The 14,562-nt window shown below is 63.5% G+C and carries 15 protein-coding genes; 7 read left to right on the forward strand and 8 right to left on the reverse strand.

What is annotated here, in order from left to right; genetic code table 11:
- Positions 1-4 precede the first annotated feature (4 nt).
- Positions 5-1,132 (forward strand): M48 family metallopeptidase, encoded by a 1,128-nt coding sequence (locus tag V1286_RS02730; RefSeq protein ID WP_334477413.1) that lies wholly within the window; start codon positions 5-7, stop codon positions 1,130-1,132.
- Between the two features lie 11 nt (positions 1,133-1,143).
- On the opposite strand, the gene V1286_RS02735 is transcribed toward V1286_RS02730, so the two are convergent.
- From V1286_RS02735 to V1286_RS02745, 3 genes are all read right to left on the reverse strand, one after another.
- Positions 1,144-2,142, reverse strand: coding sequence for a LysR family transcriptional regulator (locus tag V1286_RS02735; protein ID WP_334477415.1), 999 nt, complete (start codon positions 2,140-2,142; stop codon positions 1,144-1,146).
- Positions 2,143-2,531: 389 nt separating this feature from the next.
- The gene (locus V1286_RS02740) at positions 2,532-3,341 is read right to left on the reverse strand and encodes a DUF2927 domain-containing protein (RefSeq protein WP_334477416.1); all 810 of its coding nucleotides are present in this window, start codon (positions 3,339-3,341) and stop codon (positions 2,532-2,534) included.
- Positions 3,342-3,428: 87 nt separating this feature from the next.
- Positions 3,429-4,025: a L,D-transpeptidase gene (locus tag V1286_RS02745; RefSeq protein WP_334477418.1), complete on the reverse strand. Its 597-nt coding sequence runs from the start codon at positions 4,023-4,025 to the stop codon at positions 3,429-3,431.
- 227 nt (positions 4,026-4,252) lie between these two features.
- Between V1286_RS02745 and V1286_RS02750 the strand changes: the two genes are divergently transcribed.
- From V1286_RS02750 to V1286_RS02775, 6 genes are all read left to right on the forward strand, one after another.
- A complete protein-coding gene (locus tag V1286_RS02750; RefSeq protein WP_334477419.1) occupies positions 4,253-5,800 on the forward strand; it encodes an acetolactate synthase large subunit in 1,548 nt (515 codons plus the stop codon).
- 131 nt (positions 5,801-5,931) lie between these two features.
- A complete protein-coding gene (locus V1286_RS02755) occupies positions 5,932-6,447 on the forward strand; it encodes a hypothetical protein (RefSeq protein WP_334477421.1) in 516 nt (171 codons plus the stop codon).
- Positions 6,448-6,470: 23 nt separating this feature from the next.
- On the forward strand, positions 6,471-7,793 hold the full coding sequence (locus tag V1286_RS02760; protein WP_334477423.1) for a M20/M25/M40 family metallo-hydrolase: 1,323 nt from the start codon (positions 6,471-6,473) through the stop codon (positions 7,791-7,793).
- Positions 7,794-7,939: 146 nt separating this feature from the next.
- The gene (locus tag V1286_RS02765) at positions 7,940-8,119 is read left to right on the forward strand and encodes a hypothetical protein (RefSeq protein ID WP_108522933.1); all 180 of its coding nucleotides are present in this window, start codon (positions 7,940-7,942) and stop codon (positions 8,117-8,119) included.
- A 102-nt stretch (positions 8,120-8,221) separates the two neighbouring features.
- On the forward strand, positions 8,222-8,362 hold the full coding sequence (locus V1286_RS02770; RefSeq protein ID WP_334477424.1) for a hypothetical protein: 141 nt from the start codon (positions 8,222-8,224) through the stop codon (positions 8,360-8,362).
- 26 nt (positions 8,363-8,388) lie between these two features.
- On the forward strand, positions 8,389-8,739 hold the full coding sequence (locus tag V1286_RS02775; protein ID WP_334477425.1) for a hypothetical protein: 351 nt from the start codon (positions 8,389-8,391) through the stop codon (positions 8,737-8,739).
- Positions 8,740-9,475: 736 nt separating this feature from the next.
- Here the strand turns inward: V1286_RS02775 and V1286_RS02780 are convergent.
- The 5 genes from V1286_RS02780 to V1286_RS02800 are packed head-to-tail and all read right to left on the reverse strand — an operon-like array spanning position 9,476 to position 14,557.
- Positions 9,476-10,744, reverse strand: a complete 1,269-nt coding sequence (locus V1286_RS02780; RefSeq protein ID WP_334477426.1) for an alkaline phosphatase family protein — start codon at positions 10,742-10,744, stop codon at positions 9,476-9,478.
- Positions 10,745-10,769: 25 nt separating this feature from the next.
- Positions 10,770-11,633, reverse strand: a complete 864-nt coding sequence (locus tag V1286_RS02785; RefSeq protein ID WP_334477427.1) for an ABC transporter permease — start codon at positions 11,631-11,633, stop codon at positions 10,770-10,772.
- Between the two features lies 1 nt (position 11,634).
- The gene (locus tag V1286_RS02790) at positions 11,635-12,570 is read right to left on the reverse strand and encodes an ABC transporter permease (protein ID WP_334477428.1); all 936 of its coding nucleotides are present in this window, start codon (positions 12,568-12,570) and stop codon (positions 11,635-11,637) included.
- Entirely contained in the window at positions 12,570-13,571 is a 1,002-nt protein-coding gene (locus V1286_RS02795) for an ABC transporter ATP-binding protein (RefSeq protein ID WP_334477429.1), read from the reverse strand. Before V1286_RS02795 ends, V1286_RS02790 begins: the two co-directional genes overlap by 1 nt.
- Positions 13,568-14,557: an ABC transporter ATP-binding protein gene (locus V1286_RS02800; protein ID WP_334477430.1), complete on the reverse strand. Its 990-nt coding sequence runs from the start codon at positions 14,555-14,557 to the stop codon at positions 13,568-13,570. Before V1286_RS02800 ends, V1286_RS02795 begins: the two co-directional genes overlap by 4 nt.
- Positions 14,558-14,562 lie beyond the last annotated feature (5 nt).

Here is a 14,562-nt window from a genome sequence, read left to right on the forward strand (position 1 = left end):
GACCATGGATAGCGACGCGCCGGAGATTTCGAAGCCTCCCAATGCGGCGACCTATTTCGACGGAGCGTCGAGCCGGCGCCGCGCGGTTGCGCTGCATTTCTCCGACCGGCTCGAAATCAGCGAACACGAACAAACGCTGGCGGCATGGGACTATGCCGACATCCGCCGCGCCGACAGCCCCTCGGGCATGCTGCGCCTCGGCTGCCTGAGCGCGCCTGCGCTGGCGCGGCTGGAGGTTCGCGACAACGCGCTTGCGGCCGAGCTGGTCTCACGCTGCGCCAAACTGGATGAAAACACGCCCGGCCGCCGCGGCGTGGCCATCATTGTCGGCTGGTCGCTCGCGGCCGCGGCTTCGATCGTGGCCGTGGTGCTGTTCGGACTTCCGCTGATCGCCGATCGTCTCACGCCGCTGGTGCCCGAAGCGTTCGAACGGCGGCTCGGCGAGGTCGCCGACAGCCAGATCAAGACGATGTTCAATGCCAAGGTTTGCGACAATGCCGCCGGGCAGAAGGCTTTCGTCAAGCTCGTCACTTCAATTCGCGAATCCGCCGGCTTCGACACCTCGGTGCAGGCGGGCGTGCTGTCGAGCCCGATTCCCAATGCGTTCGCGCTGCCGGGCGGCAAGGTCTATCTGTTCGATGGATTGCTGGCGAAGGCCGACAACGCCGACGAAATCGCGGGCGTGCTGGCCCATGAACTCGGCCATCTCAAGCATCGCGACAGCATGCGTGGACTGATCCGCGACGGCAGCACCTCGTTCCTGATCGGACTGCTGTTCGGCGACATCACCGGCTCCAGCGCGCTGATCTTCGGCTCGCGCACGCTAGTGACGTCGTCGCATTCGCGGGAGGCTGAGACCAATGCCGACGATTTTGCCATCGACGTCATGCACCGGCTGGGACGGCCGGCGAAGCCGACCGGGGAATTGCTGCTTCGGGTCACCGGAAAGGGGAGCAAGGGCCTCTCCATCATCTCCACCCATCCCCTGAGCGAAGACCGGCTGGCGCGGATGGGCCGGGAAGACCGGCAGGCCAGCGGGCCGCCGCTGCTGACATCAGAGGAATGGCGATCGCTGAAATCGATCTGCGATGGCAAGTCTGACCCGGCCAAATCTGACCCGGCCAAAATCTGAGCCGATCCGGGCTACCTCCGGGCGCTTTTCCGCGATCTTGCCGCGTCGATCGGCGCAGGCGCCGCGCCGCCCGGCTTCAGGTCCCATACCGCCTGCATGGCCGCGAAGGCCTGCGCGATCATCGGCTCGTGACGCCGCGACGTCAGGCAGGCGAAGCTGAGGTCGCAGGTCAGCGCCACCTTGTCGGCAATCACAAAATTCCGGGTGCGCGTGATGCGGTCGAGCACGCAGTCGCGGGCGAGGCTGAGGCCGTTGCCGGCTTCGACGAACTCGATCATGGCGTCTTCGTGTTCGGCGAAGGCGACGCGTTTCGGCAATGACCCCAGTGGCCGGAAGACGTCATCGATCAGCCTGCGATGCGCCGAGGCATGCGGCGTCGTAATCCAGGGCAGGTCGATGAGGCCGGCCCAACCCTTTCCCAGCACCTTGTCGCTCCATTGGCGAGGAGCGATCACGCGGTAGTCGTAGCGCGTCAGTGCGGTGAGCCAGAACTTGCCATCGTCGATGGTGCGTTCGGGCAGTATCCCCGATGCAAGGCATTCGGGGGGCGTGGCATCGATATAGTATCCGACGTCGAGTTCCCCCTTGCCGATCTGCGTCAGCACGTCGTCGCTCAGGCCGTAGCGGAGGAAGACTTCGGTCTTCTTTGAGGAAGTGGCGAGGCTTCGCACGAACGGACCCAGCCGGATCGACTCCGGATCCAGGATCGTGCCGACGCGCAGCGTTGTCCGCAGCGATTCTCGCAACGAATCTGCCGCCGTCCTGAACTCCGCCGAGGCCGATACCGTCCGGTGCGCCAGCGGCAGCAAGGCGGCGCCCGCTTCGGTCAGCGTAAAGCCGCCCGGCGTACGGTTGAAAAGCAGCAAGCCGGTGCTTTCCTCTAGCCCCTTCAATTGCAGGCTGACGGCGGGCTGGGTCAGATGCAGTAAGGTGGCCGCGCGAGAAACCGTGCCCTCGCGGGCCACGGTGATGAAGCAGCGCAGGGCCTGGATACGTGGCAGGTCGTTCATTTGAAAGACTTATAGGAAGCGCCCATAAATCCTATTAGACAGGATTTGCTCCCGGAAGTCACAATGTTTTGCAAATAAAACTTTGCGTTGTTGTTGGGAAAAGGTGGATAGCGAGGGGCGCCGGACCTTCAGCTGTCACGCAAGGGGCGCTCGCGGAGGGCGGCGAAGGATGTCGCCAAGGCTGTCCCTGGTTTTATTCCGACAGGAAATTCTCCGCCGTCATTGCGAGCCAACGGGTCGCGCGAATGCGGGCCCGATGACAGGCTCCGCGAAGCAATCCATCTGTCCGCGTACGCTGAAACATGGATTGCTTCGCTTCGCTCGCAATGACGGGGAGAGAGCGGTGGATGGCCCGAGGCCGCGTAGCAGCCGTCGCGGCGGCCCGCCACTTACGGCAGGTTGTTGACCTTGCGCACCCAGGCACGCACGTCGGCCAGCACGTCCGGCAGCACCGCCTTGACCTCCTGCACGGTCATGCCGGGCTTGATCCTGGGATCATAGAGAAGGTTGAGGAGATACTGGTCGTAGACGTCGAAATAGCCCATCGACACATTGTCGTTGAACATGGTCCAGGGCACGCTCGCGGTATCGTTGATCGGTCCCAGCGATTGCAGCAATTCCTCATAGGCGCAGTCGAAGAAGACGAAGTCGCCATTGTCGACGGTGAGGATCACGTCGGAATGCTCGATTTCGAACTTCTCGTTCTTGCGAAAGCCCGACAGGCATTGCGGGTCGAGCGAGGAGCGAATCTCTTTCGCGCGTTCGTTGCCGTAGAAGGTCGCGATGGTGCGGCCGAGATCGCGGTCGCGCACCAGCTTGACCTGCACATTGGCGTCTTCGAGGCTGCCGGCCATGGCGATGTCGAGATGCTGAACGCGCGCGGCGATGTCGCCCACGATTTTTGCGAGCTGCGCCTTGCGGTCGGTCCGGGTGCCGTCGGCAAACACCCGCACCGGCCCGTCATATTTGCGGATGCGGTCGACGCGGCCGGCGAGATGGTATTCGGCGCCGAACGCGATCTTGAGAAAGCCTTCGACGATCTCGTTGTCGGTGAAGATCTTTTTCTCGGTGCGCTGGCGCTGCGCGATGGCCGGTATGTCCGCGAAGGCCGCGCACGGCGTCAGGATTTCGCCGAGCGCTGCGGCGCTCAGGGCCGCCGCGAGCGTCCATCGGTACAGGAATCGGCGGGGCGTGCGCATTCAAATGACGCTGCAGCAATCGGCGCGCGCGTGCAAGGCTTGAAAGCCTCGATCACGCGCTTGCGTGCATGGTCACGCCGGTTCGGCCTAATTCCTGACGATGACCGGGGTGCCGACGCGGACGCGGCTGTAGAGATCGGTGACGTCCTCATTGGTCATGCGGAAGCATCCGGAGGAAACCGCCTGTCCGATCGTCTCGGGCTCGTTGGAGCCGTGGATGCGGTAGAGCGTCGATCCCAGATACATCGCCCGCGCGCCGAGCGGATTGTCGATGCCGCCCGACATGTGGCGCGGCAGGTCGGGCCGCCGCCGCAGCATCTGGGCCGGCGGCGTCCAACTCGGCCATTCCTTTTTCGCGGAAATGCGGTGGGTTCCACTCCAGCGGAAGCCGTCGCGGCCGACGCCGATGCCGTAGCGGATCGCCTGGCCATTGGAAAGCACGAGATAGAGCCGGCGCTCGGCGGTGTTGATGTAGATCGTGCCGGGCGCGTAACCGCCGTTAAACATCACGGTGGTGCGCGGGATCGGGCTCGATCCGCTGGGCATGCCGGGCCGGAAGAAACCGGGGCCACCGCCCATAATGTCGCGTGAGTCGAAGTCTTGGAAGAAGCCTTGGGCCTGCGCCTGACTGGCCCCCGCCAGCAGGGTGAGCGCCGCAGACAGCAAAGCAAAAGCCCTGATCATCTTTTTCTTCCTCGCGAAAAAATCTCAATATGCAGGAGACAGGCCATAATTGCGGCGATCGTGCAAGCAACGAGCCCGTGACCACAGCCATTTTCAAACACTGCGGTTAAAAAAGGCAACATGCCCCAGGCGATGGCTGCATTGTGCGGCTAAACCTTTGACGAAACGTGTGAAGAATGATTGATCGTGAGCGGCTCACGAAAAGCGTCGCAAAGGGGAACGAGACCATGAACGGTGCGGAAAGTCTGGTGCGGACATTGGTCGCGGGCGGCGTGGATGTCTGCTTTACCAATCCCGGCACCTCGGAGATGCATTTCGTCGCCGCACTGGACCGGGTCGAGGGGATGCGCTGCGTACTCGGCCTGTTCGAGGGCGTGGTGACGGGCGCCGCCGACGGCTATTACCGCATGAAGGGCACGCCGGCTTCGACCCTGCTGCATCTCGGGCCCGGCCTCGCCAACGGCCTGGCCAATCTGCACAACGCCAAGAAGGCCAACTCCGGCATCGTCAACATCGTCGGCCAGCACGCGACCTATCACATCGGCTATAACGCCCCGCTGACATCAGACATCGAAGGGCTGGCGCGGCCGATGTCGTCCTGGGTGCGGACCTCGCCGGATGCGAAATCCGTTTCCGCCGACGGCGCCGCCGCGATCGCCGCGGCCAAAAGCGCACCGGCGCAGATCGCTACCCTGATCCTGCCCGCCGATACCGCCTGGAACGAGGCCGACGGTATTGCGCCGATGCCCGCGGAAAGCCAGCGCGCCAATTATTCCGCGCAGGCCGTGGACCATGCCGCGAAGGTGCTGCGCAACGGCGGCGCGTCGACGCTGCTGCTGATGACCGGCAGCGCGCTCACCGAGCACGGGCTGGCGCTGGCCGCCCAGATCGCGGGCAAGACCGGCTGCAAGGTGATGGGCCAGACCTACAATCCGCGCATGGCGCGCGGCAAGGGCCGGTTCGCGATCGACCGCATCCCTTACGTGATCGAGCAGGCGCTGCCGATCCTGAAGGACTTCAAGAACATCGTGCTGGTCGAGGCCAACGATCCCGTCGCGTTCTTCGCCTATCCGAACAAGCCGAGCATGCTCAAACCGCAGGGCTGCGAAGTGCATCGCATGACCTCGGGCGCCGAAAACTCCGTAGCTGCGCTGGAAGCGCTGGCGGGCGCGCTTCACGCGCAGCCAGCCGACCGGCAGCCGCAGAAGCTGGTTGAACTCGCCAAGCCGACCGGCGCGCTGACGCATGCCTCGATCGCGCAGGCAATCGCGATGGCGATCCCGGAAAACGCTATCGTGGTCGACGAATCCGTCACCACCGGCCGCGGCTTCTTTCCGCCGACGGCTGCCGCCGCCCCGCACGACTGGCTGCAGAACATGGGCGGTTCGATCGGCTTCTCGACCCCGGTCGCGACCGGTGCTGCGGTAGCGTGTCCCGATCGTAAAGTCATCTGCATGGTCGGCGACGGCAGCGCGATGTACACGCTGCAATCGCTGTGGACGCAGGCGCGCGAAGGCCTCAACGTCGTCACGATTGTATTTGCCAATCGGATCTACCAGATCTTGCGTGGTGAGTTCGACGGCGTCGGCGCGGGCGAACCAGGCCAGCGGGCGCTCGACATGCTCAGGATCGACCGCCCGACCATCGACTTTGTTTCGCTCGCCAAGGGCATGGGCGTGCCGGGCCGCGCGGTCGACAATGTCGACGATTTCGTCAACGCGCTGGCGGATGCCGTTGCCGAACCGGGACCGCGGCTGATCGAAGTGCAGATGTAAGGGAATCATTGTTCGACGTTTGAGCTAGCCGGAAATTCCGCTAACAATGAGATCGTTATTGCGAGCCAACGGGTCGGCGCGAAGCGCCGCCCCGTTGGCTCGCAATGACGGCGGGACTTGTGGGAGGCGTCATGCAGACCGAACTGAACAAGGTCATCACCGCACTTCACGAGTTTTACGCGTGCGAAGCCTTTCTGCTCGAAAAGGAGGCCGGCGAGCGCGCGCTGACGCACCGGCTGGCCGTTCAGTTCGAAAAGCAGTTCCCGGGCTGGGAGATCGATTGCGAATACGACCGGCTGGGAGATCGCACGCTGCGGCTGCCGCACGGAACGATCGTCTCGACCGACGATCACCTCGCCAAATCCATCTATCCCGACATCGTGGTGCACCAGCGCGCCATTCCCAACAATCTGCTCGCGGTCGAGGTGCGGAAATCGGCCAATCATCAGCCGCTCGAGCATGACCAGCACAAGCTGCGGGCGCTGACCGATCCGCATCTGTGGTTCGCCTACTGGATCGGCGTGCTGCTGACGCTCGGCAAGACGCAGGTCACAACGTCGGAAGTCTATACCAGCGGCGTCTTCGACCAGGCCTTGTCCAACTGGTTCGCAGGCCGGCTGAAGGATGCGGGCTTAAGCGCAGGATGAATCCTGCAAACGGAGATTTTTTGATGACACTCACTCGATCGATCCTGGCCATCGCCTTTGCCGCCGTCGCGCAGCATGCGCTGGTGCAGCAGGCTCTCGCTCAGCCGGCTTCCGCGCCCGACCTGGAAGCCATTCTCGCCCATCCCAAAATCGTCAAGACGCTCGACGACATCAAGGCCGACGACGAGCGGGCCTTTGCCGAGCAGAAGCGCATCACCGAAATTCCGGCGCCGCCGTTCAAGGAAAAAATCCGCGCCGAATATTATCAGAAGCGGATGCAGGAACTCGGCTTCAAGGATGCGTCGATCGACAGCGAAGGCAATGTGATCGCGCTGCGCAAGGGCAGCGGCGGCGGCCGGCCGAAGCTCGTGGTGTCGGCGCATCTCGACACGGTGTTTCCCGAAGGCACCGACGTCACCGTGAAGGAAAAGGACGGCGCGATTGTAGCGCCAGGCATCGGCGACGATTCGCGCGGGCTTGCCACGATGCTGTCGCTGATCAAGGTGATGAACGAAAACCAGATCGCGACCGTCGGCGACATCATGTTCGTCGGCACGGTCGGCGAGGAAGAACTCGGCAATCTGCGCGGCGTCAAGGCGCTGTTCCGCGATCACACCGATATCGACGGCTTCATCTCGATCGACGGGCTCGGCATCACCCGCGTCGTCAACCAGGCGACCGGCAGCCATCGCTACGAGTTCACCTTCAGAGGACCCGGCGGGCACTCGTTCCAGGAGTTCGGATTGCCGAGCGCGACGCACGCGATGGGCCGGGCGATTGCGAAAATCTCGGAACTGCAGCCGCCATCCAATCCCAAGACCACCTTTACCGTCGGCACCGTGACCGGCGGCACCTCGGTCAACGCCATCGCCGCCGAAGCGCGGATGGCCGTCGACATGCGCTCGAACTCGACCGACGAACTGCTCAAGCTCGAGGCGCGGCTGCTCGACCTCGTCAAGGAGGCGGTGGCGGATGAAAACGCGCGCTGGAAATCGGACAAGATGACGATGGAGGCCAAGCTGATCGGCGACCGGCCGGCGGGCATCGTCGCAATGGATTCCCCGATCGTGCTGGCGACCCAGCGCGCGGTCTCGGCCGTCACCCGCGGGCCGCGGCCGACCTTTGCCGGCTCCTCGACCGACTCCAACATCGCGATGTCGCTCGGCATCCCGGCCGTCACCATCGGCGGCGGCGGGGAGGGCGGCAACTGGCACTCGCGCAACGAATGGTACAAGCCGGTTAACGCCTGGTACGGCCCGCAGAACGCGCTTTTGACCGTCCTGATCCTGACCGGGCTGGATGGCGTGACAAAACCGGCGCTTGACGTGCGAAAAGCCGCCAAATAGGGGCCAAAGAGGACCCCCAAAGCCGCTTTTGCACCCTTAACCCGACGTTAACCATGCCCCCGATTGGACAAATTGTCGGCCAATTGCGGACAAAGCGGTAACCGAACATCGTTCCCCAGTAGTTCTACGTGCGTAGGGGGTGTGGCATGGCGTACAGAATCGTGGCGGAACGCAAGGACGAGACCGTCAGGATGGAACGAAGCAGCATGCTGGTGGCGGTTGCCAAAGCGCGGGTCTGGGCCAGCGAGGGGTGGAAAGTCACCATCATTGTCGGCGACGAAAACGAAATTGCGCCTTCCGACGCACGCCGGCTTTCCTTCGCCTGATCGCACAAGAGCGTGCCGTCTCTCCGACGGCCGCCAAAATAGAACGGAACCGGGAACCCGGACCGACGTTATCCCTGCAGGCAGGCTTCGTGGAGCAATGCCATGCAGTGGCGGTCAGCAAGCACCGGCCCCGACGCGATGCGCGGCACCGGCGACGACCAAATTTCCTACGCAACCGGATGGACCATCAGCGGGCTAGCGACGCTGGGCACCATCGTAGCGATCTGGGTGTTTGGGATCTGACGTGAATTTTTTTCTGCGCGACCCGCTTGCCGCCGGTCACGACTGATTACTTTGCGAACAAGGTTCACCAGCTATTTGGCGGTCTACTCACAAAGAAGCCGCGCTCGTTTCACAAGTTTGCGCTGAAATCGTCTTTTTACGCTCATATCGATCTGCGATCAGGCGCGATGGCGATTGCGCGCCTTCGAGATTTTCCCGTGAACAATATTGATCCAGAAATTTCAGAGCTACTTGAGCTGCTCAATGCCCGCGAGCAGTTTGACGAGTTAGCCCAGCTGTTTGAGCACTCGTTACGACCATGGGATCAATATTCGGAAGAAGAGCGAAAGTGGCTCATTGCCAAAGCGGCCTCAATGATGTCCCAGCGACCGTCCTGAAATCTATTCGGTGTCTGTACGCCTGCTTAGGGTGGCGGGATGGCTGCGCGTTACCACAGCGGCTAGCTCGCTCCTCGGCGGCGTGGAGCACTCTCTCACGCAGAAGCCTTGGCGACCGAGGACGCCTTCACCTGGAATCGATCCACATCCCAAACTCATTTCCGGTCCTAAAGACAGCAGGACGTGTCGCAACGACGCCGCCAAGCATAGCAGCTCGCGGACAATAGATCGTGCCGAATCTCACCGCATTGCGCCGGTAACAGTTGCGATAGGGCCGCGCGGTTCCTCGCGAGGTGCGGTCTCGCGATCATGATGCGAGACGATCAGCCCGCCCCAGGTTTGCTTGTGCAGCTTCTGCGGCAGGACGCAATGCGGGAGCGGTGGCATTCTGAACGCAGGAAATTCCTCAGCGCTTCAATGGGTGAACGGAAGAGGAAAATTCAGGAGGGCCATTGATTTTATTAGAGCATGATCCGGAAAAGTGGCCCCTCCGGCCGCAACCAGTCCTCATCGTAGAACAGGGTATTACTGCGAGTAAATCGGACAACCAATCGAAATGATGTGTTGTGCTTCGAAACAACGAGCACCGAGACTTGGTCGCGGCTACATATCTGACACTATGCCGCTAGCGAAAGCTGGTTGATCTAGGTCGGGCTAACGTGCGTTTGCGTTGGCGCAATTTGGGGGGAGCGCGCGCTTAACGGTGGCGCGAGCGTGTGCACGATGGGTGCACCGGCTACGGCCACTTCTGCAGCGCAGTTCCGTCGAGCTCGTCCAAAGGAAGATCGAGATGGGCCAGTGCTGTCGGAGCAATGTCGATGATGCGGCTCGTTTTCGTGATCGACGCACCGGCCTCAAAGCCACGTCCTACCGCGATCAGCGTTGGCTGCGTTTCGTAAGCGCCCAAGCCGCCATGCATACCGCAATCTCGACGGATCGCGTCCTCCTGCTCGGAAAACCGCACCGCCATGGCGGTCAGGCCGGGAACGCCGTTGCGGTTTGAGCCCGAGCTCTTCGCCATATCAACGGCAAGCAGATCGTCGCCGGGGATCTGGCCCAGTTCGGCAAGGTCTTCGCCGGAGATGATGCGGCCTGCCCAAGGCTGTCCGCTGAGCCAGGAGGCGACCTCGGCGCGGCACGACAGTGAGCTGCCGCCAAAATGAATGAAGGCGGATGAGCCCTGCGGCGCGACGACAATTTCGGAACTTTCGAGCGAGGTCTTGAATCCGGCCTCGAACAGTCGGCGCTCTACCGGAATTGTTTCTGTCACGGATTCATGTCCGTGATCGGAACCTATCAAAAAGAGAACGTCGTGGCCCTTGTCCTGTAGCCGTTCGACGGCCCGGGCAACCGCGCCGACATGATCATCGACCGCACGCAGGGCGAGGAAATGCTCCGGCGAACCAAGTGGGAACGCGTGCATCGTCTTGTCGGGTTCGGATAACCACAAAGTTGCGGTCGAAGGCGGATTCGAAGCGAGAACGGCAAGAAAGTGATCTGCCAGCAAGGCATCGCCGATGCTTCCGGGCGGCGCATCGATCGTCTCCTTGAGAGGCTGGCGTCCCGGAGCATAAGACAGCTCACGATGCAGCAAGGTTCCATGACCGTATGAATCATGAAAGTACGCCGCTCCGGGCGAGACGTTGGAGCACAGGACGGCGCCGTTGAGAGGTGCCACGCGTTCGGCCAATGATCGGCGCGCCAACAGGCGGCCGAAGTGATCGTGATAGGCATCGTAGAACTCTGGTTTGCCGGCGTCATGGACCTCATGACCGCCGGCCATGGGCAGGGCGACGGTGTTTCCGCGCAGGCCATGCGACCGAGGCCATGAGCCGGTGGCGATCGAGGCAGACGAGGCGCGGGTGGCCGATGGAAAAATTCCCCGGTGATTCCCAAACCACGTTCCCGCACGCTTGAGGCGCGCCATGTGCGGCGTCGTCTCGTCAGAGACAAAATCTGGCCTGTGGCCGTCGCAAATGACGGTGACGACGATGGGATGGGGCATGACGATATCCGAAATGGGAGCGGGGCTATTTCATGGTTGGATCAAGCTTGTCGCGCAGCCAGTCGCCGATGATCGAGACGGCGAGGGTGGTCAGGACGATGGTCGTGGCCGGGGCAAGCATGATGCACGGCGCGCGGCCAAGATATTCGCGGGCATAGCCGACCATGTTGCCGAGGCTGGTCATCGGCGGCTGCACGCCGAGGCCCAGAAACGACAGGCCGGACTCGAGCAGAATCACTTCGGGGAATACGAGCGTCATCGAGACGATCAGGGTCGAGGCGATGTTGGGGAGAATGTGCCGGAAATAGATCCTGGAAGGCGTCGCGCCGAGTTGCCGGATCGCTCCCGCATAGCCCTGCGCCGCAGCCGAGATGGCAAGGCCGCGCGCAATCCGCGCGTACCGCTCCCAACCATAGAGCCCCATGAGACACACGAGGAGCTGCAACGAACTGCCGAAGAAGGCCAGCACGGCCAGCGCCAGGATCAGGAACGGCATGCTGGCCTGAAAGTCAGCCAGCATGAGCACGATCTGTTCGATCAGGCCGCGGAAATGCGCCGCCAGGAAGCCGAGCAATGTGCCCAGCACGGCGGAAATCGTCGTCGCGCCGAAGGCGATCAGCAACGAAATCCGGATCGAGAATAGCAGGCGCGAGAGCACGTCGCGGCCGAGTTCGTCGGTTCCAAGCCAATGCGCCGCATTGCCGGGCATCGACAGCCGGTTCTTCAGGTCCATGCGGGTCAGGCTGTAGGGCGCGATCTGGTCCGCAAGCAGTGCGACGACAAGGATTGCGAGAATCCAGACAACCGCCACCACCACCGAAGTCGGAATTTTCGGCAGCGAGAGACGTCGACGGGCGGCGCGCTGCTGCGGAAGCGACAGGTCGGCCATCTCAATGCGCTCCCGCCGGTGTTCCGGTCCGCAGCCTCGGATCGAGGAATCCGTAGAGGAAATCGACGGCGAGGTTCGAGGCGACCATCGTCGCAGCTACCAGCAGCAGAACACATTGGACCACCGCGAGATCGCGGTTGGCCACTGCGACCACCAGCAGCCTGCCAACGCCGGGCCAGGAAAATACGCTTTCGACGACGACGGCTCCGGCGATCAACGTCCCCACCATGAAGCCGACGATCGTCACGGTTGGGATCGCCGCATTTGGCAGCGCATGCCGGGTGACGACCGCGCGCCATGCGACGCCCTTGGCCGACGCGGTCCGCACGTAGGGCTGACCAAGCACCTCCAGCATCGCGCTGCGGGTAAATCGCGCCAGTACCGCAGCGCCGCCGATACCGAGCGTGATGATGGGCAGGATGGCATGTCGCCAGCTGTCCTGACCGCCAGAGGGTAACCAGCCAAGCTGTACGGCGAAGATGAGAACGAGCACGAGGCCGAGAACGAAGCTCGGGACGGTGAAGCCGGCGACAGCCGCCGCCATCACCGCGCGGTCGATGACGCTGCCGCGGTGAAGCGCGGCCAGGATGCCGGCGGGAATGCCGATGCCAAGCTTGAGGAGCAGCGCTGGAATTGTGAGAACCAGCGTCGCCGGAATCCGCTCCGCGACCAGCTGGATCGCCGGTCGTCCGTCCCGCATCGAGCGGCCGAGTTCGCCCCGCGCGATCGCGCCGAAATAGTCGAGATATTGTATCCAGATCGGGTCATCCAATCCCCAGGCCTTGCGGAAGGCGGCGATCACCTCCGGCGGCGCTTCCGGTCCCATGATGATCAGCGCCGGATCACCGGAAAGGCGCAGCACGACAAAGGCAAAGGTGACGACCAGCGCGATGGTGAGCATTGCGCGGGCAACGCGGACGGCGAAAAATCGTAGCATCAGGCGGCGGCCTCCGAAGCGGCGGCCGGGACGGTCCCGGCATCGATCAGATGACAGGCGACGCTGCGATCGGGCGTGATCTCGACGAGCGTCGGCGATTCTACGCGGCAGCGCGCGAAGGCGTGAGAACAGCGCGGGTGAAAGGCACAGCCGGCCGGCCGGGCGGCGGGATTTGGCGGATCGCCGGTCAGAACGATCCGCTCGGTGCTGCGCCGTCCTGGTGCCGGCGATGCGGAGACCAGCGCGCGCGTATAGGGGTGCTGCGGGGCGGCGAAGAGGTGGTCCGCATCGCCGAGCTCAACGATACGGCCAAGATACATCACCGCGACCCGCCGGCTGATCTGTCGCACGACGCGCAAATCGTGGCTGATGAACAGCATGGTGAGCCCGAGTTCCGCCTGCAGGTCGATCAGCAGGTTGATGACCTGAGCCTGGATCGATACATCGAGCGCGCTGACTGGTTCATCGCAGACCAGGAAGTCCGGCCGCGTTGCCAGCGCTCGGGCAATCACCGCCCGTTGCCGCTGCCCGCCGGAGAGCTCGTGCGGATAGCGCAGGCCTTGATCGTGCGAGAGGCCGACCGAAAGGAGCAGTTCGTCGGTGCGCGCTGCGCGGGAGGCATCGTCGCCGATGGCGTGGATGTCGAACGGCTCGCGCACTTGTCTCGCGATCGTCCAGCGGCGATCGAGTGCCCCGAGCGGGTCCTGAAATATCATTTGCATGCGGGCACGCTGTGAACGCCATGCCGGAGAGCCGGTCGTCGGCATTGCCGCCTGGTCGAAGGCGACCGAGCCGCTGTCGGGCGCTTCGAGCCCGAGAACCATCCGTCCGGTGGTCGATTTACCGGAGCCGGACTCGCCGACGAGACCCAGCGTTTCGCCGCGCCGGATGTCGAGCGAGACGCCGTCGACCGCGCGCAGGTCGGTGACACGCCCGAACATGCCGGTTCGCATCCGATAGCTGCGGACGATGGCGTCGACCTTGACGAGAGGCGCCGTCATTCCGCCGCAGCCTCCAACGGAGGCGAATACAGCGGCGCACCGCTCTCCAGCACGCAGGCGAGCCGTCGCCGTTCGCCGATTGCGCGCAAAAGCGGCGGCTTGTTTTCGCAGAGCCGGTCGGACGAAGCGCAGCGCGGCGCGAATGCGCAGCCGGGCGGCATCGCCTTCGGATTCGGTACCATGCCGGATATGGCGGTCAGTCGGCGGCGCGGACCATCGATCGGCGGCAGCGCGCCCGTCAGGCCCCGCGTATACGGATGACGCGGATCGGCGAACAGTTCGTCCGCCGCGGCTTCCTCGACGATGCGGCCCGCATACATCACAGCGACCCGGTCGCAATTTTCGGCAACGACGCCGAGGTCGTGACTGATGAGCACGAGCGCCATGCCGGTTTCCCGCCGGACACGGCCGATCAGTTCGAGAATCTGGGACTGAATTGTCGCGTCGAGCGCCGTCGTCGGTTCGTCGGCGACCAGCAGGTCCGGATTTCCGGCGAGCGCCATGGCGATCACGATGCGCTGATTCTGGCCGCCCGAGAATTCGTGCGGGTAGGCGGAGAGACGTCGCTCCGGGTCGGGAATGCCGACAAGATCGAGCAGATGCCGGGCTTCGGACCGGATCGACGCGCCGGAGACGCCCCGATGCAGCGCGAGGCTTTCACCGATCTGTCTGCCAATGGACAGCACCGGATTGAGCGCGCTTGCCGGATCCTGAAAGATCATGGCGATCTGCCCGCCGCGAACCCGGTCGAGGTCGGCCGGCGCGGCGCCGAGGATGTCGGCGCCTTCCAGCCTGACGCGGCCGCCAATCGACGCGGCCTTTGGCAGAAGACCAAGGGCGGCGAGCCAGGTGACGGACTTGCCCGATCCGGACTCGCCGACCAGGCCAAGCGCTTCGCCGCGCTCGACCTGCAGATCGATCCCGTGCAACACCGTTACGCCATCGAAGGCGACCGTGAGGCTTTCGATCGAGACCAGCGGCGCCATCGGCT

Origin of the sequence: Bradyrhizobium algeriense (assembly GCF_036924595.1) — a bacterium.
GTDB classification, from domain to species: domain Bacteria; phylum Pseudomonadota; class Alphaproteobacteria; order Rhizobiales; family Xanthobacteraceae; genus Bradyrhizobium; species Bradyrhizobium algeriense.

What these genes read in the sequence shown, in the direction of transcription:
- V1286_RS02730 (WP_334477413.1), top strand. Translation starts at nt 5, where the DNA reads ATGGATAGCGACGCGCCGGAGATTTCGAAGCCTCCCAATGCGGCGACC.
- V1286_RS02735 (WP_334477415.1), bottom strand. Translation starts at nt 2,142, where the DNA reads ATGAACGACCTGCCACGTATCCAGGCCCTGCGCTGCTTCATCACCGTG.
- V1286_RS02740 (WP_334477416.1), bottom strand. Translation starts at nt 3,341, where the DNA reads ATGCGCACGCCCCGCCGATTCCTGTACCGATGGACGCTCGCGGCGGCC.
- V1286_RS02745 (WP_334477418.1), bottom strand. Translation starts at nt 4,025, where the DNA reads ATGATCAGGGCTTTTGCTTTGCTGTCTGCGGCGCTCACCCTGCTGGCG.
- V1286_RS02750 (WP_334477419.1), top strand. Translation starts at nt 4,253, where the DNA reads ATGAACGGTGCGGAAAGTCTGGTGCGGACATTGGTCGCGGGCGGCGTG.
- V1286_RS02755 (WP_334477421.1), top strand. Translation starts at nt 5,932, where the DNA reads ATGCAGACCGAACTGAACAAGGTCATCACCGCACTTCACGAGTTTTAC.
- V1286_RS02760 (WP_334477423.1), top strand. Translation starts at nt 6,471, where the DNA reads ATGACACTCACTCGATCGATCCTGGCCATCGCCTTTGCCGCCGTCGCG.
- V1286_RS02765 (WP_108522933.1), top strand. Translation starts at nt 7,940, where the DNA reads ATGGCGTACAGAATCGTGGCGGAACGCAAGGACGAGACCGTCAGGATG.
- V1286_RS02770 (WP_334477424.1), top strand. Translation starts at nt 8,222, where the DNA reads ATGCAGTGGCGGTCAGCAAGCACCGGCCCCGACGCGATGCGCGGCACC.
- V1286_RS02780 (WP_334477426.1), bottom strand. Translation starts at nt 10,744, where the DNA reads ATGCCCCATCCCATCGTCGTCACCGTCATTTGCGACGGCCACAGGCCA.
- V1286_RS02785 (WP_334477427.1), bottom strand. Translation starts at nt 11,633, where the DNA reads ATGGCCGACCTGTCGCTTCCGCAGCAGCGCGCCGCCCGTCGACGTCTC.
- V1286_RS02790 (WP_334477428.1), bottom strand. Translation starts at nt 12,570, where the DNA reads ATGCTACGATTTTTCGCCGTCCGCGTTGCCCGCGCAATGCTCACCATC.
- V1286_RS02795 (WP_334477429.1), bottom strand. Translation starts at nt 13,571, where the DNA reads ATGACGGCGCCTCTCGTCAAGGTCGACGCCATCGTCCGCAGCTATCGG.
- V1286_RS02800 (WP_334477430.1), bottom strand. Translation starts at nt 14,557, where the DNA reads ATGGCGCCGCTGGTCTCGATCGAAAGCCTCACGGTCGCCTTCGATGGC.